The 21,266-nt window shown below is 63.6% G+C and carries 19 protein-coding genes; 9 read left to right on the plus strand and 10 right to left on the minus strand.

What is annotated here, in order from left to right; genetic code table 11:
• Window positions 1-68: 68 nt before the first annotated feature.
• Window positions 69-530 (minus strand): Lrp/AsnC family transcriptional regulator, encoded by a 462-nt coding sequence (locus N551_RS0122835; RefSeq protein ID WP_007593935.1) that lies wholly within the window; start codon window positions 528-530, stop codon window positions 69-71.
• A 133-nt stretch (window positions 531-663) separates the two neighbouring features.
• Between N551_RS0122835 and N551_RS0122840 the strand changes: the two genes are divergently transcribed.
• Window positions 664-3,027, plus strand: coding sequence for a transketolase (locus N551_RS0122840; protein ID WP_027568849.1), 2,364 nt, complete (start codon window positions 664-666; stop codon window positions 3,025-3,027).
• Between the two features lie 207 nt (window positions 3,028-3,234).
• Window positions 3,235-4,665: an aldehyde dehydrogenase family protein gene (locus N551_RS0122845; RefSeq protein WP_027568850.1), complete on the plus strand. Its 1,431-nt coding sequence runs from the start codon at window positions 3,235-3,237 to the stop codon at window positions 4,663-4,665.
• A 165-nt stretch (window positions 4,666-4,830) separates the two neighbouring features.
• Here N551_RS0122845 and N551_RS0122850 read toward each other — a convergent pair whose 3' ends face one another.
• Window positions 4,831-5,811 (minus strand): SMP-30/gluconolactonase/LRE family protein, encoded by a 981-nt coding sequence (locus N551_RS0122850; protein WP_027568851.1) that lies wholly within the window; start codon window positions 5,809-5,811, stop codon window positions 4,831-4,833.
• 91 nt (window positions 5,812-5,902) lie between these two features.
• Between N551_RS0122850 and N551_RS0122855 the strand changes: the two genes are divergently transcribed.
• Window positions 5,903-6,727 (plus strand): NAD(P)-dependent oxidoreductase, encoded by an 825-nt coding sequence (locus tag N551_RS0122855; protein WP_027568852.1) that lies wholly within the window; start codon window positions 5,903-5,905, stop codon window positions 6,725-6,727.
• Window positions 6,728-6,765: 38 nt separating this feature from the next.
• Here N551_RS0122855 and N551_RS0122860 read toward each other — a convergent pair whose 3' ends face one another.
• From N551_RS0122860 to N551_RS0122870, 3 genes are all read right to left on the minus strand, one after another.
• On the minus strand, window positions 6,766-8,037 hold the full coding sequence (locus N551_RS0122860) for an MFS transporter (RefSeq protein ID WP_027568853.1): 1,272 nt from the start codon (window positions 8,035-8,037) through the stop codon (window positions 6,766-6,768).
• Window positions 8,038-8,179: 142 nt separating this feature from the next.
• Entirely contained in the window at window positions 8,180-9,010 is an 831-nt protein-coding gene (locus N551_RS0122865; protein ID WP_081747937.1) for a potassium channel family protein, read from the minus strand.
• A gap of 108 nt (window positions 9,011-9,118) precedes the next feature.
• Entirely contained in the window at window positions 9,119-10,024 is a 906-nt protein-coding gene (locus N551_RS0122870) for a transglutaminase family protein (RefSeq protein WP_027568855.1), read from the minus strand.
• 230 nt (window positions 10,025-10,254) lie between these two features.
• Here N551_RS0122870 and N551_RS0122875 point away from each other — a divergent pair, with 230 nt between their 5' ends.
• On the plus strand, window positions 10,255-10,668 hold the full coding sequence (locus N551_RS0122875; protein WP_027568856.1) for a hypothetical protein: 414 nt from the start codon (window positions 10,255-10,257) through the stop codon (window positions 10,666-10,668).
• Window positions 10,669-10,734: 66 nt separating this feature from the next.
• Here the strand turns inward: N551_RS0122875 and N551_RS37365 are convergent, their stop codons facing one another.
• Window positions 10,735-11,151 (minus strand): DUF1236 domain-containing protein, encoded by a 417-nt coding sequence (locus tag N551_RS37365; RefSeq protein WP_026233295.1) that lies wholly within the window; start codon window positions 11,149-11,151, stop codon window positions 10,735-10,737.
• 180 nt (window positions 11,152-11,331) lie between these two features.
• Window positions 11,332-12,033 carry a GntR family transcriptional regulator gene (locus N551_RS0122885; RefSeq protein ID WP_027568858.1) on the minus strand — a complete coding sequence of 234 codons (702 nt, stop codon included), beginning with the start codon at window positions 12,031-12,033 and terminating at the stop codon, window positions 11,332-11,334.
• A 175-nt stretch (window positions 12,034-12,208) separates the two neighbouring features.
• Between N551_RS0122885 and N551_RS0122890 the strand changes: the two genes are divergently transcribed.
• From N551_RS0122890 to N551_RS0122905, 4 genes are all read left to right on the plus strand, one after another.
• Window positions 12,209-13,939, plus strand: a complete 1,731-nt coding sequence (locus N551_RS0122890; RefSeq protein ID WP_035963016.1) for an IlvD/Edd family dehydratase — start codon at window positions 12,209-12,211, stop codon at window positions 13,937-13,939.
• Window positions 13,940-14,000: 61 nt separating this feature from the next.
• A complete protein-coding gene (locus tag N551_RS0122895) occupies window positions 14,001-14,996 on the plus strand; it encodes a TRAP transporter substrate-binding protein (protein WP_027568860.1) in 996 nt (331 codons plus the stop codon).
• A gap of 149 nt (window positions 14,997-15,145) precedes the next feature.
• Window positions 15,146-15,727, plus strand: coding sequence for a TRAP transporter small permease (locus N551_RS0122900; RefSeq protein ID WP_027568861.1), 582 nt, complete (start codon window positions 15,146-15,148; stop codon window positions 15,725-15,727).
• The gene (locus tag N551_RS0122905) at window positions 15,724-17,064 is read left to right on the plus strand and encodes a TRAP transporter large permease (RefSeq protein ID WP_027568862.1); all 1,341 of its coding nucleotides are present in this window, start codon (window positions 15,724-15,726) and stop codon (window positions 17,062-17,064) included. The genes N551_RS0122900 and N551_RS0122905 overlap by 4 nt, the downstream gene beginning before the upstream one ends.
• Window positions 17,065-17,067: 3 nt before the next feature.
• Here N551_RS0122905 and N551_RS0122910 read toward each other — a convergent pair whose 3' ends face one another.
• Window positions 17,068-17,862 (minus strand): enoyl-CoA hydratase/isomerase family protein, encoded by a 795-nt coding sequence (locus N551_RS0122910; protein ID WP_027568863.1) that lies wholly within the window; start codon window positions 17,860-17,862, stop codon window positions 17,068-17,070.
• A gap of 223 nt (window positions 17,863-18,085) precedes the next feature.
• Here N551_RS0122910 and N551_RS0122915 point away from each other — a divergent pair, with 223 nt between their 5' ends.
• Window positions 18,086-19,306 carry an NAD(P)/FAD-dependent oxidoreductase gene (locus N551_RS0122915; protein ID WP_027568864.1) on the plus strand — a complete coding sequence of 407 codons (1,221 nt, stop codon included), beginning with the start codon at window positions 18,086-18,088 and terminating at the stop codon, window positions 19,304-19,306.
• On the opposite strand, the gene N551_RS0122920 is transcribed toward N551_RS0122915, so the two are convergent.
• Window positions 19,307-20,224 (minus strand): ribokinase, encoded by a 918-nt coding sequence (locus N551_RS0122920; protein WP_027568865.1) that lies wholly within the window; start codon window positions 20,222-20,224, stop codon window positions 19,307-19,309.
• Window positions 20,225-20,241: 17 nt separating this feature from the next.
• Window positions 20,242-21,135, minus strand: coding sequence for a sugar kinase (locus N551_RS0122925; protein WP_027568866.1), 894 nt, complete (start codon window positions 21,133-21,135; stop codon window positions 20,242-20,244).
• Window positions 21,136-21,266: the final 131 nt, after the last annotated feature.

The following is a 21,266-nucleotide window of genomic DNA, read 5'->3' on the forward strand; positions in this document are numbered from 1 at the left end:
GGCACGGCTCTATTGCCGCCGCACTGCCCGTCTCGAAGGATTTCTCCGCATTTGAGTTCCAATTGCCGTCACACCGGCAGCGCGATCGAATACTTCACTTGGCTGAGCGCAAAGCTGGACTCGATCGAGGCGATGCCGTCGAGCCGGGTCAGCTTGGTCTTGAGGAAGGTCTCGTAGGAGGCGAGGTCGGCTGCGACGACGCGCAAGAGATAGTCGCGGTTGCCGGTCATCAGATAGCATTCCAGCACCTCGTCCCATTTCGAGATCGCGCGCGCGAAGCGGTTGAGGTCCTCCTCCTTCTGCCGCGCCAGCTTGATCGAGATGAAGACGCTGACATGCAGCCCCAGCGCCTTCTGGTCCACGGTCGCGATGTAGCGCGAGATGACGCCGCGCTCCTCGAGCAGCTTGACCCGGCGGTGGCAGGGCGACACCGACAGCCCGACCTTGTCGGCCAGTTCCTGCATGGTCAGCCGGCTGTCGTTCTGGAGGTAGCTGAGGATTTTTCGGTCGATGGCGTCGAGGGCGGGCATTGGGATGAACCTGTCGTTTTTATCGATCGATTGGTAATCTATTCCGATATTGGCCGGTATTGCGCGAAAAATTGAGAAGTTTGGCGCGTCCCGCAGGGGTATCATCGGACACCTGTTTTCCGGGAGCATTGCCATGCCCGTTGATACCGCCCGCCTCGACACGTTGACCGCGCTCGCCCGCAAGGCGCTGTGGCTGTCGTCATGGACCATCCATCACGCCAACCACATCCGCCCGAATGCGGACGGCCTGAAGGTCGGGGGACATCAGGCCTCGTCGGCCTCGCTCGCCACCATCATGTCGGCGCTGTATTTCCACGTGCTGAAACCCGAGGATCGCGTCGCGGTGAAGCCGCATGCGAGCCCGGTGTTCCACGCCATCCAGTATCTGTTCGGCCGGCAGAGCCGCGAGAAGCTGGAGAATTTCCGCGGCTTCAGGGGCGCGCAGTCCTATCCCTCGCGCACCAAGGACGTCGACGACGTCGATTTCTCCACCGGCTCGGTCGGCCTCGGCGTTGCGCAGACGCTGTTCGCCTCGCTGGTGCAGGACTACGTCAAGGCGCATGGCTGGATGAAGGATCGCCGCGAAGGGCGGATGATTGCGCTCGTCGGCGACGCCGAGATGGACGAGGGCAACATTTTCGAGGCGCTCGCGGAGGGCTGGAAGCACGGGCTGCGCAACACATGGTGGGTGGTCGACTATAACAGGCAGTCGCTCGATGCCGTCGTCCGCGAAGGTCTCTGGGAAAAGTTCGAGACCGTATTCCGCAACTTCGGCTGGGACGTGGTGATAGTGAAATACGGCCGGCTGATGCGCGAGGCCTTTGCGGAAGCTGGCGGCGAGGCGTTGAAGCGCTGGATCGACAACTGTCCGAACGCACTCTACGCCGCATTGTGTTTCCAAGGCGGCGCCGCGTTCCGCAAACATCTTCACGACGAGATCGGCGATCAGGGCCCCATCACCAAACTGATCGACAAGCGCAGCGACGACGAATTGCTGGCGCTGATGTCGAACCTCGGCGGCCATGACATGGCGAGCATGCTGGATGCCTTCGAATCCATCGATCACGATCGCCCGGTCTGCTTCATCGCCTACACCATCAAGGGCGTTGGCCTACCGTTCCAGGGCCACAAGGACAATCACGCCGGCCTGATGACGGTCGCGCAGATGGAGAAATATCGCGACAGCCAGAACATCCGGCCCGGACACGAATGGGACAAATACGAGGGTCTCGCGCAAAGTGCCGCCGAGCTCGACGCCTTCCTCGCGCGCGTGCCGTTCAACCAGGACGGCCGCCGGCTCACCGCGCCTGTGATCGAGGTGCCGTCGCAGCTCGCCTTCAAGCCGGCGCCGCAGATGTCGACCCAGCAGGGGTTTGGGCTGGTGTTGAACGAGATCGCGCGCGGCGACAGCGAGCTTGCCAGGCGCATCGTCACGACGTCCCCTGACGTCACCGTCTCGACCAATCTCGGTCCATGGGTGAACCGGCGCGGCCTGTTTGCGCGCGGCGAGAAGGCGGACTTATTCCGTAGCGAGAAAATTCCATCCACCTTCAACTGGGATTTCTCGCCCAAGGGCCAGCATCTCGAGCTCGGCATCGCCGAGATGAACCTGTTCATCATGCTCTCGGCGCTCGGCCTGTCGCACCAGATCAACGGCGAGCGGCTGCTGCCGGTCGGCACGCTCTATGATCCCTTCATCGAGCGCGGTCTCGATGCGCTGAACTATGCCTGCTACCAGGATGCCCGCTTCATGGTGGCGGCGACGCCGTCGGGCATCACGCTGGCACCTGAAGGCGGCGCGCATCAGTCGATCGCAACGCCTTTGATCGGCATGGCGCAGGATGGGCTCGCCTCGTTCGAGCCGACCTTCGTCGACGAGCTCGCCGTGATCATGGCCTTCGGCTTCAACCACATGCAGCGCGATCCGGGCGAGGGCGGCTCGGTCTATTTGCGGCTGTCGACGCGCAGCATCGAGCAGGCGCAGCGGATCATGACACCCGAGCTTGCGCAGGGCATCACCGACGGCGCCTATTGGCTGCGCAAGCCGGGCCCCAATGCCGAAGCCGTCATCGCCTATACCGGCGCCGTTGCGCCGGAAGCGATCGAGGCGACCGGCTTCATCGGCGAGAGCCGGCGCGACATCGGCCTGCTCGCGATCACGTCCGCGGATCGTCTGCATGCGGGGTGGACCGCCGCACGGAAATTGCGCCGTGATCGGCGCGGCGTTCAGCATCTCAGCCACATCGAAAAGCTGCTCGCGCCGCTGCCGCGCGAGTGCGGCATCGTGACCGTGATCGATGGCCATCCGGCGGCGCTGGGCTGGCTCGGCAGCGTCCGCGGCCATCGCGTCGAGGCGCTCGGCGTCGAGCAGTTCGGCCAGACCGGCACCATCGCCGACCTCTACCGCCACCACGGCATCGACGCCAACGCCATCATCGATGCGGCCGAGAGCCTCACCACCGGCGCGCCGGTGCTGCATCGGAAGATGGCGGTTTAATTCGTCGCCCCGGCCTAGTGCGCAATTGTGCACTAGGCCGGGGCGACATCGTGAGTGAGGCGAGACCTTGCCACCCTTCCGCCATCGGCTCATATAACCTCCGTCCGCCGCAATGCTGGCCCCGCATATGGCGGGTTCAATTGCCGGCGCTTTCGTGCAAGGATGCCTGCCGAAACGCCCCCTCCAAGCCCCAAGAAGAGGTTCACTATGGTCAATCGCATGCAGTTCTACATCGACGGCGCCTGGGTCGATCCCGCTGTCAAGAAGTCCACCGCCGTGGTCAATCCGGCGACGGAAGAGGCGATGTACGAGGTTGCGCTGGGCTCCAAGGCCGACGTTGACAAAGCCGTCGCCGCCGCCAAGCGCGCGTTCGTGACGTTCTCCCAGACCAGCCGTGACGAGCGCGTCGCGCTGCTGACGAAAGTCATCGAGATTTATAAGGGCCGGCTCAAGGAGATCGGCGCCGCCGTCTCCGACGAGATGGGCGCGCCGCTGCCGATGGCCGAAAAGCTGCAGGCCGGCGCCGGTCTTGGCCACCTCATGACCACGCTCGACGTGCTCAAGAACTATCATTTCGAGGAACCGGTCGGCACCGCCATGGTGCTGCGCGAGCCGGTCGGCGTGGTCGGCATGATCACGCCCTGGAACTGGCCGCTCAACCAGATCGCCTGCAAGGTCGCGCCCGCGCTCGCCGCCGGCTGCACCATGATCCTGAAGCCATCGGAGTTCACCCCGACCTCGGCCTTGATCTTTGCGGAAATCCTCCATGAAGCCGGCGTGCCGAAGGGCGTGTTCAACCTCGTCAACGGTCTCGGCCCCGAGGTCGGCGCCGCCATGAGCGAGCACCCCGATATCGACATGATCTCGTTCACCGGCTCGACCCGCGCCGGTATCGACGTGGCCAAGCGTGCGGCACCGACCGTGAAGCGCGTCAGCCAGGAGCTCGGCGGCAAGTCGCCGAACGTCATCCTCGAAGGCGCCGACCTCACCAAGGCGGTGACCGGCGGCGTGATGCACATGTTCAACAACTCCGGCCAGTCCTGTAACGCGCCCTCGCGCATGATCGTGCCGGCCTCGAAGATGAAGGAAGTCGCCGCGATCGCGAAGGCCGTCGCCGACAAGACCAAGGCGGGCGACCCGCGCGCCGAAGGCACCACCATCGGCCCGGTCGTCAACCGCGGCCAGTGGGACAAGATCCAGGGGCTGATCAAGAAGGGCATCGACGAGGGCGCAACGCTCGTGTCGGGCGGCCCGGGCCTGCCCGAGGGCGTCAACAAGGGCTTCTATGTCCGTCCGACCATCTTCGCCGACGTCACCCCCGACATGACGATCGCCCGCGAAGAGATCTTCGGACCGGTGCTGACCATCATCGGCGCCAAGGACGAAGCCGAGGCGGTGCACATCGCCAACGACACGCCCTATGGGCTTGCCGGCTACGTCACGGGTGCGTCCGTCGAGGATGCCAAGCGCGTCGGCCGCCAGATCCGCGCCGGCAACGTCAATCTGCAGGGCGTGCCCAACGATCGCACCGCGCCGTTCGGCGGCTACAAGCAGTCCGGCAACGGCCGCGAATGGGGCAAATACGGCCTCGAGGACTTCCTCGAAGTGAAGGCCGTTGCGGGCTTCAACGCGGCGTAATCTCTAGCGCCTGGGTGAACAAAACGCCGGAGCGGGCAACCGCTCCGGCGTTTTTCGTTCCGTCATTGCGAGCGAAGCGAAGCAATCCAGAATCTTTCCGCGGGTGCAGTCTGGATTGCTTCGTCGCAAGAGCTCCTCGCAATGACGAAGAGAGAGTTGGGAAGCCTATCCCCCCACCGCGCCCTGCGTGTTCACATACAACGCGTAGATCGACTGGCTCGCGGCCATGAACAGGCGATTGCGCTTGACGCCACCGAAGCAGAGATTGGCGCAGCGCTCGGGCAGGGCGATGCGGCCGATCATGACGCCGTCGGGCGCGAACACCACGACGCCGTCGAGTTCGGGATCGCCCATGCCCCAGCCGCACCAGAGATTACCGTCGATGTCGCAGCGCATGCCGTCCGGCGTGCCCGGGCCTGCGTCGATGAAGACGCGCTTGTTCGAGATCGTGGTGCCATCCGCCGAGACGTCATAGGCGACGATCTTGCGGTTCGGCACGCCGCGTGATTCCACGACGTAGAGGATTTTCTCGTCCGGCGAGAAGCACAGCCCGTTCGGCCCGAGCACGCCTTCGGCAACGATGGTCGCCTTGCCGGTCGCGGGATCGAGCCGATAGACGTTCGGATCAATTTCCGGCTCGGCCTTGTAGCCCTCGTAATTGCCTAGCAGACCGAAGGTCGGATCGGTGAACCAGATCGAGCCGTCCGATTTAACAATGACATCGTTCGGTGAGTTTAACCGCTTGCCGTTGAATTGATCCATCAACACGGTGATATCGCCGTCATATTCGGTGCGGGTGACGCGTCTGCCGCCATGCTCGCAGGTGACGAGCCGGCCCTGGCGATCCCTGGTGTTGCCGTTCGCGAAATTGGAGGGCTTGCGGAACACTGAGACCGCACCGGTCTCCTCCTCCCATTTGATAATGCGCTGGTTCGGGATATCGCTGCACAGGAGATAGCGCCCGTCGCCGAACCACACCGGACCCTCGGCCCAGCGCAGGCCGGTCGTCAGCCGCTCTACCGCCGAGAGCTTCAGCCAGTATTTTTCGAAGCGCGGATCGAGTGCACGGATCGCCGGATCGGGGTAATAGGTCGCCGGCCGCCAGCCTTGCTGCGATCCTTGGTTCTGGGACGATGCATCGTTCATGTGCAATTCTCGTTGTTGCGTTCCCTCTGTCCAAGTCTGCTAGCATCAGTTATCTACGGCCGCAAATCGGTCGCTACATACGAGGACAGACATGGCGCGCATCTTGATGACGGGAGCTTCGGGCGGGATTGGGACGCGTCTGCGACAACTGTTGCCGCCGATCTATCCGGACCTGCTGCTCAGCGACATCCGCCCGCCGGCCGACCTCGGCCCCAACGAGCAATTCAAGGCGGCGGATCTCTCCGACCTTGCCCAGTGCGAGGCGATCTGCGAGGGCGTCGACGGCATCATCCATTTCGGCGGCTATTCGGTCGAAGGTCCCTGGAACGACATCCTCCAGGCCAACATCATCGGCGGCTACAATCTGTTCGAGGCGGCGTATCGCAAGGGCGTCAAGCGCGTGGTGTTCGCCTCCTCGAACCATGCCGTCGGATTCTATCCGCGCCACCACAAGATCGGCACCGACGTGACCCCGCGCCCCGACGGCCGCTATGGCGTCAGCAAGGTGTTCGGCGAAGCGGTCGGCGCGCTCTATGCCGACAAGCATGGCCTGAAGGTGACTTGCCTTCGCATTGGCAATTTCGGCGACGTACCGCTGGACCTCCGCCGGATCTCGATCTGGCTGAAGCCGGAAGATCTGGTGCAGCTCTGCCGGATCGGGCTCGAGCATCCCGACATTCATTTCGAGATCTTCTACGGCGTGTCCCTGAACGAGCGTGCCTGGTGGGACAACCACCGCGCCTACGAGTTCGGCTACCGTCCCACGGGACGCTCCGAGGATCATGTGGCGCATGCGATGGCCGAGCAGGCCAAGCTGAAGCCCGATCCGGTCGGCGATCACTATCAGGGCGGCGCGTTCTGCAGCAACGAGTTCGACGGCGACACAAGTCGGATCATTGATTGGACCAAGCGGTAGGAGCGCATTCGCAAATCCAGGGTGTCGGAATCGATGCCCTAGACCACGCGCTTGCCGGCCTGGGCTGCGATGGGCCGCTGCACAAAGTACATCAGGATCAGGGAGATCACCGCCGTCGTCACGACGACGTATCCCAGCCGGTCGAAATGCCGCAGCGTACCGTCGGCGTCCTGCGCGATGAGTGCGGCGGCGAGCACGGAGCCGAGCCCGCCGGAGAGCTGCTGCAGCGACGCGCCGACCGCGCTGAAGGAGCCGCGTTGCGCCGGCTCGGGGATCGCGGAAATCAGCGCCTGCGACGGGATCATGCGGGAGAAGATGCCGACGAACATCAGGACGTTGACCAGGATCGCGACCGTCAGGCTCACCTCGCCGAGATGGGTGTAGATCAGCACCATGACGATGGACATGGCGCTGCCGAAGACGAAGGTCGGGTATTTGCCGAAGGCATCGCTCGCGCGTCCCACCAAGGGGCCGATGACAATGCTGAACAGGCCGGAGACGAGATAGATCGTCGGCAGATGCACGATGTCGATGCCCAGATTGTGCACGGTGTAGGCGCTGCCGAACGGCATCAGCATGTAGCCGCCGGTCGCCAGCAGGGTCGTCACCGAGAACGCCATCCAATAACGCGGCTGCGAGACCGTTGCGATCAGATGCCGGAACGGGTTTCGATCCTGCTTCAGCGCGAGATGGCCGTTCACCGGCTTCATCAGGAACATCACGGCGGCCATGCCGATCACCGACAGGCCGACCAGTGCGCCGAACGCGACATGCCAGTTCCACTGGTTGGCGAGGAAAAGACCGGCCGGGATGCCCAGCACCTGGCTTGCAGCGAAGGCGGTTTGCACGAAACCCATGACGCGGCCGCGCAATTGCAGCGTAAACAGATCGGTGACGATGGCGAGCACGACCGAGCCGATCACGCCGCCGAACAGGCCGGTCACGATCCGCCCCAGCAGCAACAGGTGATAGTTGGGCGCGATCGCGCACAGCGCCGTGCCAAGCGTGAAGCCGGCGTAGAAGAACAACAGCAGCCGCTTGCGGTCGAACCGGTCGGCAAAGCCGGCCGCCAGGATGCCGGAAATCCCCGCGCTGAACGCATAGGCCGAGACCGCCACGCCGAACTGGGCGGCGGAAATATCGAGCGCCGGCATCATGATGGCGCCGAGCGGCGACATGATCATGAAATCGATGATGATCGTGAACTGGACCAGCGCCAGCAGCGCGACCAGGACCGCCTGGTAGCGCGAGAAGCCGCGAGGTGGCGCTTGCCGCTCGGCGATCGGCTCCGTCAGAGTTTGTTCCGTCATGGCATTTCGTTCGGGAGGGAGATGGATGGGGACGCGGGACGTGGCGCCGGAGCCCGGCCCCTATCTATTTCCGGCTTTGCGAAATTTCGATGGCTTGACAAACAGTTTTAATGCCTGTCCCGGCACTCGGGCCGGCATGGGCCTAGTCCGCGCCTTCATCGGGAATGTTCAACACGGTCCCGCAGGCCTTGCAATGCACCGCGTCGACATCGTGGCGCTGCAGACCGCAGACAGCGCAGGGGAAGCGTACCTTGGAGGGCGCGAGCAATGCCTTGGCGAGATTCAGGAAAAGGGTCACGCCAAAGATCATGATGACGACGGTTATCAGGCGTCCGACAGTTCCGGGCAGGGTGATGTCACCGAAGCCGGTCGTCGTTAGCGCCGTGACCGTGAAGTAGAGCGCGTCGGCATAGTGGGCGATCTGATTGTTGTGAGACCTCTGGGTCTCGTAGACGATCCCCGTCATCACAAAAATGAAAACCCCGAGGTTGGCGACCGCAAAGACGACTTCCTCATTTCGCCGAAAGAAGGGGCTGTCGACCCGCAGACGTGCCACCATTTGGTAGTCGCGCAGCAGTCGCAATGTTCGAAATGCGCGCAGGAAGCCGCCGGCTTCTCCTGTGAGTGGTGCAAGGAACGAAACAATGACGATGATGTCGGTCCAGGTCGAAAGTCGCGCAAGGTCACGCAGCGGCTGACGGCTGATGATCATCCGTGCGGAGAAGTCTGCAAGGATCAAGACACCGAACACAACATCGAGCGACTCAATAGCCCTGTTGCGAGGCAGGAACGACGTCGCAATGATGAATAGAACCGTGACGATATCAAGCACGAGCAAGCCATATCGGAATCTTATGCAGCCGAAAGTGTCGCCTTCATAAAGTTGTCGGATCCTGCTCTTCAGGAGCTCAAATGGGGCGGAGGCAGAGTCGAGCGCCGCACGTTCCCTCGTGTTGTTGCGATCAAGCACCATGGTCAGCGATTGCCGATTGTCTTGCTCGGGCTGTCTGCCCGCCGAGAAAATGAGGTGGTCAAGCAGCGTCAGGAGAGGAAGTGACCGCCGCGCCTATCTCTCGGCATCCTATCCCTCCGAAGGATCGAGCATTTCGCCGATCTTGTTAACGGCGACGTTGATCGACATGCCGAGGTAGTCGCCGGGGTCGCCAAACCACGAGCCGGCCAGCGGCACGGCCTGGCCCGGATGCCGCGCAATGGCCACAGGGATCAGGTCGAAGCCGGCGCTCAGGCTGTTGGTTGGGTCGTAATCCAGCCAGCCGGCACCGGGCAGGAACACCTGCACCCACGCGTGGGTCGCGCCGGAGCCGGTCATGCCGACGGCGCCGCCATCGAGCGCCGCGTCGTAGAGATAGCCGCTGACGAAGCGGGATGCGAAGCCGAGCCGACGCAAGGTCTCGATCATCAACCAGGCGAAGTCCCGGCATGTACCTGATCTCGTGCGCAGTGTTTCGCTCGGGGGTTGGGTGCCTTCGGCCTCTCTTCCGCGATAGCTGAACTCGCTGCGGAACATGCCCAGCATACGGCGCAGCACGTCGACGGTCCGGTCCTGATCGCCGGCGACAAAGCTCTTGGTCCAGCTCGCATGGCTGCCGTCTGCATCGTCGGCATGCGGACGCAGGTAACCTGCAAGGTCGGTCCATTCGTCCGGGGTATACTGCACGGGAACCTCTTCGGCCCGGGGCTCCAGCGGAAACGTCTCCAGACCCTTGATGCCGAAATAGATGCCGCGAACCTTGAACGTGAATGTCAGTTCGCTGCCGGGTTCGCTGAATTCCATCACCGTCACGGCATTGGAGCGGGAATCGGTGACCCAATGCACCTTTGATGGCAGGCTGGTCCGAGCGGACCAACGAAGCAGTCGGGTCGAGGAGCCGCGCCGCGGCAGGAACATCGCTCGGTGCGTGCCGAACGTAACCGGCTTTGCGTAGCGGTAGGTCGTGGTGTGTGTGATCTCGCCAATGATCGCCATGCATTGATCCGCTTCGATGTCTCGAGCCTGCGAGCTGGCGACGCCGCTTGCTGTGGTGCGGTTGGTCAGGCCAAACGGCGGCTGAATCGTTTTCCCCACAGGGCGAGCGCATACAAGGTCCCGAGCCTTCGCTTTGGCCGTCCCGGCCCATTGATCTAGATCAACGTTGCTCTGGTTATCTGGCTCTCGATCTGCGCGATCGCAATTCGGCATTCGGTGCCTTGATCACAATGAAAATCAAATTGGCAGCCGTAGTACTGCTCGCGCTGATCATGTCGGGACCGGCGCGAGCCGCGATGCTCAGCGACGCCGAGGCGACGTTCCTCGACCAGCTCGTCACCGCGTCCGCGGTGCTCGAACAACGATGTGTCGGCTACGAAGTCAATGGTGCCGGCAGTGTCCAGCTCGGCGCCCGACTTCTCGGCAGCACGGATGCCGCGATGGCGATGATCGAGGCCTATTCTGCGGCCATCAAGGCCCGCGATGGCGAGACCTCCGATCCCGGTAAATTTCGCCCCGAAGTGTCCGACGCGGCCGCCAAAACGTTCAGGCGCGTCCGGACCGATCTGATCAGAAACCCGAAGAGAGCCTGCGTCGACTATGGCGATGCCAGCGTGGATCGCGGTCTGCTGAGGCGGTACTGAACCGGGACTTGAGGGATTTAGATCTGCGCAAACGAAAGGGCCGTCTCGAAAGACGGCCCCTGGTTGTTATTCGACAATCTCGACGATCCGGTGGGTTCGCGGTTCGACCAGAACCGTGCGACCGTTCACCACCGTGTAACGATACTCACGGGCGCCGTACTCGGGTGGCACCTCGTAATAGGTCACGCCCTCCTCCGGAAGAACCGCCCCGACTCTCACATCCTCGCGGTACTGATATGAGGGCCGCCGCTGTTCGACGACGTAGGAGTGAAAGCGAGGACGTTGATCGACGCCAAGGACTCCCGCCACGCCGCCAACGACGCCGCCGACGACGCCACCCACAACTGCACCGACAGGCCCTGCCGCTCGCTCGCCATCCCGCGCACCGCGTTCGACGCCTCCGGGAACGCCCTGGGCCTGGGTCGTTACGGGAAGCAGGACGGCGACGGCAACAGCGGCGGCTCCGACTAAACGGCAAATCATGGCAGCTCCTATGGTGGGGGATTGGTGCAAGACCAAGTACCAAGCCGACCATAGGTTCCCCAGAAGTCATGGACTGCGGGCGTTATTGCCCGAATGGGCTCGTGCGGCCTGCAATTGCGGGCAATCCAGCGCGCCCTTACCGCGTAAACTGCAGCACCGTGAGAAGCGAACGTCTCCCATCTATGAACGCGGGCCCTGCTGTTCGGCTTGCTCACCCGCAATCCGCGCCAGGTAATCCTTCTTGCTGAACTGCATGTGATCCACACACAGCTGCGCCAGCGCCCAGCTGTCACGGCCCTTCAACAGCTCGATCATCAGCTCGTGCTGGCGCTGTGATTGCGCGAGGCCGTCTCGGTCGGCGAGGTTCTTGGCGCGCATCGGCAACGTCAGGTTCATGTAGTCCTGCAGCGAGCGCACCAGATAGGGATTGCCGCAGGCCGAGAACAGCGCGAGGTGGAAGGCGTCGTTGGCCTCGTGGATGCCGCGCAGGTCCTGCAAATCCGCTCTCGCGCAATATTGCCGCTGCAATGCGGAGAGCTCGTCGATCAGGCCTTGCGGAGCGGGCAGGGGGATCATCAACGCCGCCTGCCGGGTCAGCATCTCCCGGACCTCGTAGATCTGCCCGACCTCTTCGGCCGAGTAGAACCGCACGGTGGCGCCGACATTCTTCTCGCGGCGGACGATGCCGCGGCGCTCCGCATCCACCAGCGCCTGGCGCACGAAGTGCCGCGAGGTGCCGTAAGCCGACATCAGCGCGTCTTCCGTGAGGCGCGCGCCTGGCGCGAGCCGGCCGAAGATGATGTCCTCCTCGAGCCGCGCGACGATGTCGTCCGGATCGTCGCGCCGGACCGTCATGGCTTCTGCGGTGTGAGTGTCGGACATGCCCTCGGCCTCCCGGCGCTTGGCCGGTCCGTACTGTGGAGCAGGCAAGGCTCAGATTGTCAATAATTTGGTCGTCACCAGGGCGCCAATGGCGAAAATGCCGAGTTTGACGTCTGCCTTATTGACAATCAAGGGGCAGGCTGTACGACAATGACCCGATGATGGGAGTGGTATGATGACGAGTGGGTTGCGCAAAGGGCTGACGAGCTATGGCGATGCCGGCTTCTCGCTGTTTCTGCGCAAGGCGTTCATCAAGGCCATGGGCTATTCCGACGACGCGCTCGAGCGCCCGATCGTCGGCATCACCAACACCTACAGCGACTACAATCCCTGCCACGGCAACGTCCCGCAGATCATCGAGGCCGCCAAGCGCGGCGTGATGCTGTCGGGCGCGATGCCGTTCGTATTCCCGACTATCTCGATCGCCGAGAGCTTTGCGCATCCGACCTCGATGTATCTGCGCAATCTGATGGCGATGGACACCGAGGAGATGATCCGGGCCCAGCCGATGGATTCGGTGATCGTCATTGGCGGCTGCGACAAGACACTGCCGGCGCAGGTGATGGCCGCGATCAGCGCCGATCTGCCGACGGTGGTCATTCCCGTTGGCCCCATGGTGGTTGGTCATCACAAGGGCGAGGTGCTGGGCGCCTGCACTGATTGCCGCCGTCTCTGGGGCAAGTATCGCGCCGGCGAAATGGACGATGTCGAGATCGAGGCGGTCAACGGCCGCCTCGCACCATCGGTCGGCACCTGCATGGTGATGGGCACGGCCTCCACCATGGCTTGCATGATCGAGGCCATGGGCCTGTCGCTGCCTATGAGCGCGACGATCCCCGCGCCGCATGCCGAGCGTTTTCGCCTTGCCGAGGCGAGCGGCAAGGTCGCTGCCGAGATGGCCAAGACCAAGGGACCGAAGCCAAGTGAAGTGCTGACGCCGGCATCTTTCAAGAACGCGCAGGTCGTGCTCCAGGCCATCGGCGGCTCGACCAATGGCCTGATCCATCTCACCGCGATGGCGCATCGCTCGCCGCACCGGCTCGATCTCGGTGTCTTCGACCAGATCGGCCGCGAGGTGCCGGTGCTGGTCGATCTCAAACCGTCCGGCGAGCATTACATGGAGCATTTTCATCATGCCGGTGGCGTGCCGAAGTTGCTGGCGCAGCTTGGCGATCTCGTCGATCTCGATGCGAGGACGATCACGGGCGAGAGCCTGCGCGACGTCGTCGCGAAGGCGGAAGACGTGCCCGGCCAAGACGTGATCCGTCCGCGCGCCAATCCGATCAAGAAGGAAGGCGGCCTCGCCGTCCTGCACGGTAATCTCGCCCCGCGCGGCGCGGTCATCAAGCAGTCGGCTGCAAGCCCGAAACTGTTGCAGCACACCGGGCGTGCGGTGGTGTTCGAATCCGTCGAGGACATGACGCTCCGGGTTGACGATCCCGATCTCGACGTCACCGCCGATGACGTGCTGGTGCTGCGCAACGCCGGCCCCAAGGGGGCGCCCGGCATGCCCGAGGCGGGCTATCTGCCTATCCCGAAGAAGCTCGCGCGTGGCGGTACCAAGGACATGGTGCGCATTTCGGATGCGCGCATGAGCGGCACCGCGTTCGGCACCATCGTGCTGCACATCACGCCGGAATCCGCCGTGGGCGGGCCGCTGGCGCTGGTGCAGAACGGCGACATGATCCGCCTCGACGTCGCCAAGCGCAGCATCGAGATTCTCGTCGATGCTACCGAGCTCGAACGGCGGCGCGGCGCGTTGAAACCCGCGGCTACGCCGGACGAGGCGCGGCGCGGCTATGCCTGGCTATTCAACGAGACCATCATGCAGGCCGACGAGGGCTGCGATTTCGATTTTATGCAGAGAACTGGGAAGAAGACTGAGCAGAAAACCAAGAGTGGGTGATCAACCACCCGAAGCGTAGCCCAGACCGTACAAGCGGCGGGCGTTAAAACAGGGGGAAACGATGATTGCACGATCCATGTTTGGGCTGGCGGCAACGGCCGCTGTTCTTTTCGTCACGGGCGCATCGGCGCAGGAGGTGAAGCATTATCGCTTTGCCTACGACCAGCCGCGCAACACCGGCTATTCCATCGCGGGCGACCTCTTTGCCGAAAAGCTCAAGGAATTGAGCAAAGGCACCATGATCATCGATCAATATCCGGGTGCGCAGCTCGGGCAGGAGCCGCAGGTGCTCCAGCTTGTGAAAGCGGGTGACGTCGAATTTGCGATCATCTCCTCGGCGAACACCGCGACGATCTCGCCGCAGGCAGGTGTGATGTCGCTGCACTTCCTGTTCCGCGACGAGAATCACGTGGTCAAGGGCCTGGCCGATCCAAAAGTGTTCGACGCGCTCAAGACCATGATCGACGAGACCACACAGGGCCTGCATGTGATCGCGACCGGGTCGCAGGGCGTGCGCCACATGTACTCCAAGAAGGAGATCCACAATGTTGGCGACATCAAGAGCCTGAAGATCCGGGTGCAGGCGACCGCGACCGAGGACACCATGTTCCCGGCCTACGGCGCCCAGACCGTGCACATGCCGTTCGGCAGCGTCTACACGAGCCTGCAGACCGGCGTCGTCGACGTCGCCGAGAACAGCATCAACGTCTACCTCGTCAACAAGCACTACGAGGTCGCTCCGGTCCTGAACATCACCGAGCACGAGGCCAACAACGCGCTGGTGTTCATCTCCGACAAGCTCTGGCAGAGCTTGTCGGCCGAGCAGAAGGGCTGGGTGCAGGCGGCGGGGAACGAGGTCAGCTCCAAGGAGCCGCAGAAGGCCTTCGACCTCGAACGCACCGCGGCAGAGAAGCTGAAGAAGATGGGCGTGAAGATCGTCGACAACGTCGACAAGAAGACCTTCACGGCGATCGCCGATCCCTATCTCGACAAGCTCGCCAAGGAGCTCGGCCCGCACGCCGAGAAGATCAAGGATTTGATCCGCTCGATCAACTAGGCCGCGTACCGTTGCCTCCGCGTCGTCCCGGCGAAAGCCGGGACCCATACGCCGCGGCGGAGCTTGGGGCAGGATAGCCGCCAGCTTGCTTTGACCACACGCAGCTGGGGGTATGGGTCCCGGCTTTCGCCGGGACGACGGGGATAGTGATGACCATCGCCGACAAACTGCTGGTGCAACGCCAGCGTCACCTCAAATGGCGCGGGCTCGACTGGCTCGAGCTCGCGCTGATGATCCTCTGCGGCGTGCTCTGCTTCGGCTTCTCGCTGTCGGTGACCGCCGACATCGTCACCCGCACCATCGGCCATCCCTGGCTATGGCTCCAGGAAGTCACGTCGACGCTGTTCATCTACGCGATCTTCGTCGGCACCGCGGCTGCGACCCGGCGCAACGACCACCTCTATCTCACCGCAATCTCCGAGGCGATGCATGGCACGCCGCGTCTGATCGTCGAAATCATCATCCGCATCGTGGTGCTCGGCGTCGCCTTCTGCCTGATCTTGTACGGTTATCAGAACTATCTTCGCGGCTTCGGCAGTTTTCGCCTGCCGTCGGGCACGCCGATCGCCTCGCTCTACGCGATCATTCCGCTCTCCGGCGTGCTGGTCGGCCTGTTCACCATCGAGCAGCTCGTCAACGGTCTGCGCAACGGCTTTGACCACCCCGAGCCGCCCGAAGAGGATGGCGGGGCACCTGTCATCACCGACGTACAGATGAGGGCGCAGCCGTGAGCGCACCCATCGTTCTGGCGTTGATGACGGTCTGCTTCCTGTCGTTCGGCTATCTCGGCGTGCCAGTGCCGTTCTCGCTGATGGCCGGCGTCTTCATCGGCGCGCTCCTGTCGGACGTCTCGCTCGCCGCGATCATCCAGAAAGTCTTCGACGGCGTCGATTCCGAGGCGCTGTTGGCGATCCCCTTTTTCCTGCTGGTCGGCGAGCTCATGAGCTCGGCCAATGTGGTGGTTCGAATAGCCAACCTCTCGGTGTCGCTCGTTGGCCACATCAGAGGCGGCCTGTCGCAGGTCGTGGTCGTCTTCAGCATGTTCTTCTCGGAAATGTCGGGCTCGACCACCGCCGACGTCGCGGTGATGAGCCGCGCGCTGGGCGGCCCGATGAAGCGCGAGGGCTACGAGCCCGCCTTCATCGCCGCGATCATCGCATCCGCCTCGACGATTGCGGCGCTGGTGCCGCCGAGCATCACCGCGGTGGTCTATGGCGCGGTCGGCAACGTCTCGATCGCCGGCCTGTTCATGGCAGGCGTCGTGCCGGGCCTGATGATCGGCTTCGGCTTGATGATCTACTGCTATTTCTTCGGTCCGTCCGGCCTGCGCAAGCCGCGCGCGCCGCTGCGGCAGGTGGTGTTCGCGGCCGGCGATGCGGCGCTACCGCTGATGATCCCCGTGATCCTGTTGGGGGGCATTCTGACCGGCTGGTTCACGCCGACGGAAGCCGGCGTCGTCGCCGTGGTCTGGATTGTCGTGGTCGTGATCCCCGCGCTCAACCGCGGGCATATCAGGAAGATTCCGTACGATTTCTGTCTTGCGGGCCTGATCTTCTCGCTGCCGCTGATCACGATCGGCGCCGCCAATGCCTTCGGCTGGATGCTCGCCTATTTGCGCGGTGCAAGCTACATCGCCGAAGTCATCACCTCGCTCGCCGGCAACGATCCGCATCTGATCATGTTGCTGATGGTACTGCTGTTCACGGTCGTCGGCGATTTCATCGAACCGGTACCGACCATCATCATCTTCATGCCGCTGGTCAACACGCTGACGGAAGCCGGCGACATCAACGCCGTTCACATGGGCGTGGTGCTGATCGCCACGCTCGCCTTCGGCCTGATCACGCCGCCTTATGGCTTGGTGCTGCTGATGGCGTCGAAATTCGTCGGCGTCAGTTTCGCAAAGGCACTACGCGCCGCGTTGCCGATCTATCTGGTCTTCCTCGGGACGATCGCGTTCGCGATCTACTTCCCGAGCGTGGTGCTGTGGCTGCCGCGGCAGGTGCTCCCCGAGTCGGTCGGCTGCTTCAAGTCCCCCGCGGGGACGGGGTACATCTGTCCGCAGTGAGAGCTACTTGCTCTTGCTCGTGAATTTCTTCACGGCGGCGCGGAACTCCTCCGTGTTCATCGCCATGATGATCCTGTGCTCCTCGGCATCGAGTTGCTGTTTCACCGGTGTGGTGGCGGCCTGGTAGACCAGCAACTTGGTGCCGGCAATCGCCGCGCGCGGGTTCTGCGCCAGCCGCTCGGCGAGAATTCGCGTTGCCGCCTTCAGCTCGGCGGCGGGAACGACCTTCGCAACCAGGCCCCATTCATGAGCCTGCTGCGCGGTGAAATTGTCCTCGGCGAGGAAAATCTGGAGCGCGCGGCGCGGGCCGACCGTGTTGACGATGCCGACCGTGGATCCGCCATCCGGCGACACGCCGATCTTGGCGTAGGCCGGCGTGAATTTGGCATCCTCCGCGGCGATGCAGAGGTCGGTGACGAAGGCGAGGCCCATGCCGGCGCCGGCCGCCGAGCCGTGCACGCTTGACAGCGAGATCTTCGGCATGCGCCGGATGATCTCGATGAAGGCATGATAATGCTTCAACAGCTCGCCGACGACAGGCGTCACCGTATTGGCTTCGGCCGCGGCGCCGATCGTCTGCAAATCGCCGCCAGCCGAGAAGGCGCGGCCTTCGCCTTCGAGGACCACGACCCGGATATCGTCGGCGCCCTCAATGTAGGCCGCGAGCTGTTCGAGCTTCTGTGCAATCGCCAGGTTGATCGAATTGAACGCGGCGGGCCGGTTGAGCGTGATGGTCGCAATCGGGCCATCGATTCGCAGCAAGGCGGGATCGTCGGGTCGTGAGACGGGAGCGGTCATCGGAAATCCCCGGCATGAGGTCGATGCACGAACTAAATCGCAGAAGGCGAGGGGTGACAATCCCCGCCTGGCGCTCTTGCGCAAGCGGGAACGATAGGCTCAAATGGGCAGGCCTTCGTTTAGGGACGGACACGAGCGCCGGCTCCTCCTAGGCTAGCAAGCCAAAATCAGAGAGAGGAGACGACATGGGTGACGCTCGTGTCTTGCGGAAATGGGCTGTCCAATGACGGATGGTCCGGTGGTCGTTATCGGTGCCGGCCATGGCGGCTACCAGGTCGCGGCATCGCTGCGCCAGGCAGGATTTTCCGCGCCCATCTGCCTGGTCAATGACGAGGCGCATCTGCCCTATCAGCGGCCGCCGCTGTCCAAGGCCTACATCAAGGGTTCGTCCGGGCCGGAGAGCCTGATGTTCCGGCCGGAGAAATTCTACCAGGACCAGACCATCGAGCTGGTTGCGGGCCGCGCGGTGTCGATCGACCGCGCGGGGCGCAAGGTGCTGCTCGCCTCGGGCAGGACGCTGCCCTATGGCCACCTCGTGCTGGCGACCGGCGCGCGCAACCGGCTGCTCGATCTGCCCAATGCGAACCTTCCCGACGTGAAATATTTGCGCATCCTCGACGAGAGCGAGGCGCTGCGAAAGATCATCCCGTCGAAGACGCGGGTGGTGGTGATCGGGGCCGGCTTCATCGGCCTCGAATTCGCGTCCACCGCGCGCATCAAGGGCCTCGAGGTCGATGTGCTCGAACTCGCCCCGCGCGTGATGGCGCGCGCGGTGACGGCGGAGGTCTCGGAGTATTTTCAGGCGCGGCATCGCGAGGCCGGCATCCGCATTCACCTCGGCGTGCAGGCAACATCCATCGAGGCAGAGGGCGGCAAGGTCACCGGCGTCTCCTTGAGCGACGGAAGGCATCTGCCGGCGGATCTCGTCGTGGTCGGCGTCGGCGTGCTGCCGAACATCGAGCTCGCGGCGGAGGCGGGGCTGCCGGTCGCGGCCGGTATCATCGTCGACGAATATCTCTCGACCGCTGATCCCGATATCTCGGCGATCGGCGATTGCGCGCTGTTCAAAAGCCCGCGCTTCGGCGGATCGCAGCGGCTGGAATCGGTGCAGAATGCCACTGATCACGCGCGCTGCCTCGCGGCGCGGCTGACCGGCGACCGCAAGGCCTATGACAGCCATCCCTGGTTCTGGAGCGACCAGGGCGAGGACAAGCTCCAGATCGCAGGCCTCACCACCGGCTACGACCGCGTCGTGCTGCGCGGCAGCCCGGCGAACAAGGCGTTCTCGGCCTTCTGCTACAAGGGCGACAGCCTGCTCGGCATCGAATCGATCAACCGTGCCGGCGACCACATGTTCGGCCGCCGCCTGTTCGGCCTCAATCGCTCGATCACGCCGGAGCAGGCCGCCGATGAAAGCTTTGACCTGAAGGGCGCGCTGGCGTGATCAGCCGGCGTTGAGTACGGCGGCGACTTCCCCGGCCGTCGGCATTGACGGCCCCGCGCCCATGCGCTGCACGGAGATCGAGGCGGCGGCATTGGCGAAGGCGAGTGCCGCGCGCAAGTCGACGCCGTCGGCAAGTTGCGCCGCGAGCGCTCCCACAAAACAATCGCCCGCGCCTGTGGTGTCGAGCGCCTTCACCACGCGGCCGGACACCGAAATCTCCTCGCGTCCCGCGAGCGCCAGCACGCCGCGCTTGCCGAGGGTCACACAGATGGTCTGGTCCTCGCGAGCCTGAAGTTTTCGCGCGACGTCGAGGATCCGCGAAGCCTCGTCCCTGTCGGACAACTCGACGCCGGCGAGGAGGCCGAGCTCGGTCTCGTTCAGCACGAGGATGTCGACCAGCGCGAGCAATTCGCCCGACATGGTTTGTGCCGGGGCCGGATTGAGCAGCGTCCTGGCGCCAATGTCGCGAGCCCGCTGGAAGAACGCGGCGATCGTCGGCAGCGGGATCTCGAATTGACTGACCGCGACATCGCCTTTCGTCAGCGGGACGGTCGCGACGTCGTCGATGCCGACGAGCGAATTGCTGCCGGGAATGACGACGATGGTGTTGTCGGCGTCTGCGACCGTGATGATGGCGGTGCCGGTGTGCGCCTCGGCCGCCTCCTGGAGGTAGCCGAGATCGATGCCTTGCGCGCCGAGGAACGTCCTCAGCTCACCGCCGAACGAATCCTTGCCCAGCCGGCCGATCAGCGTGGTCCGCGCGCCAAGTCGCGACGCCGCCACCGCCTGGTTGGCGCCCTTGCCACCCGGAAAATAGAGCACCTGCTTGCCGGCGACGGTCTCGCCGATCTTCGGATGGCGATCGGCTGTCGCCACGACATCCATATTGATGCTGCCGGCGACGAAGACGCGCCCCATCATGACCCCTGCGAACGCTAGACCCTGACCTCGAACTCGTGCCTGACCTTGGCGATGTCGACCAGCGTCGGCAGGCCGGCTTCGTTGCCAAGGCGTTGGATCTTGAAGGTCGAGGCTGCCCGGGCAAAATCAAAATGCTCGCGCCAGCTTTTGCCGGGATGGGCAAGATAGGAATAGACATAGGCGCCGTGGAAGACGTCGCCAGCGCCGTTGGTGTCGATCACGCGCTCGCGCGGAATCGGCATCGCCGGCATGATTTCGATCGCGCCTGTTTCATTGTACCAGAGCAGGCCCTTCTCGCCCATGGTGATGCCGCCGATCTTGCAGCCGCGGCTCTTGAGGTAATCCAGCATCTTCTCCGGCGTCAGATCCATCTGCTCGCACAGGCGCTCGGCAACGATGGCGACATCGATGAATTCCAATAGCTCATGCGTGTTGGTGCGAAGGCCGCCACCGTCGAGCGAGGTCAGGATGCCGGCCTCGCGGCAGACTTTCGCGTAGTGGATCGCGGCATCGGGTTGATGGCCGTCGACATGCAGCGCGCGGCAGCCGCCGAGATTGAGCATCGGGAACGGATGGATGTGGTCGTCGTCGCGGCAGCGGACGATGGCGCGCTTGCCGTCCTTTGGCATGATGAAGGAGAGCGAGGACTGGTTGACCTTCCGCCCATGCAGCGAGATCGCATATTTCGCGCACATGTCCATGAACATGCGGCCGAGCCAGTCATTGGCCGCGGTGGCGATGAGATCGGGCACGATGCCGAGCTTGGCGCAGCAGAACGCCGCGGTCACCGCATTGCCGCCGAAGGAAACCGCGTAGTCGGAGGCCACGTGCTTCTCGTCGCCGGTCGGCATGTGGTCGGTGATGAAGACGACGTCGATATAGGTCTGTCCGATGAAGAGAGCCTGCATTGCTTGTCCGTGATGCGCTTTGTGGTCCCGGCCGGCGTGCTTACTGTAACACCGGTTCCGCCGCGGGACCGCTGAAATTATTCGCAAAACCGCCGCTCGGAGTGCTTGAGGTCGGCATGCGGCCGGAATAG

It is taken from the genome of Bradyrhizobium sp. URHA0013, assembly GCF_000518345.1.
In the GTDB taxonomy this organism is placed as follows: Bacteria; Pseudomonadota; Alphaproteobacteria; order Rhizobiales; family Xanthobacteraceae; genus Bradyrhizobium.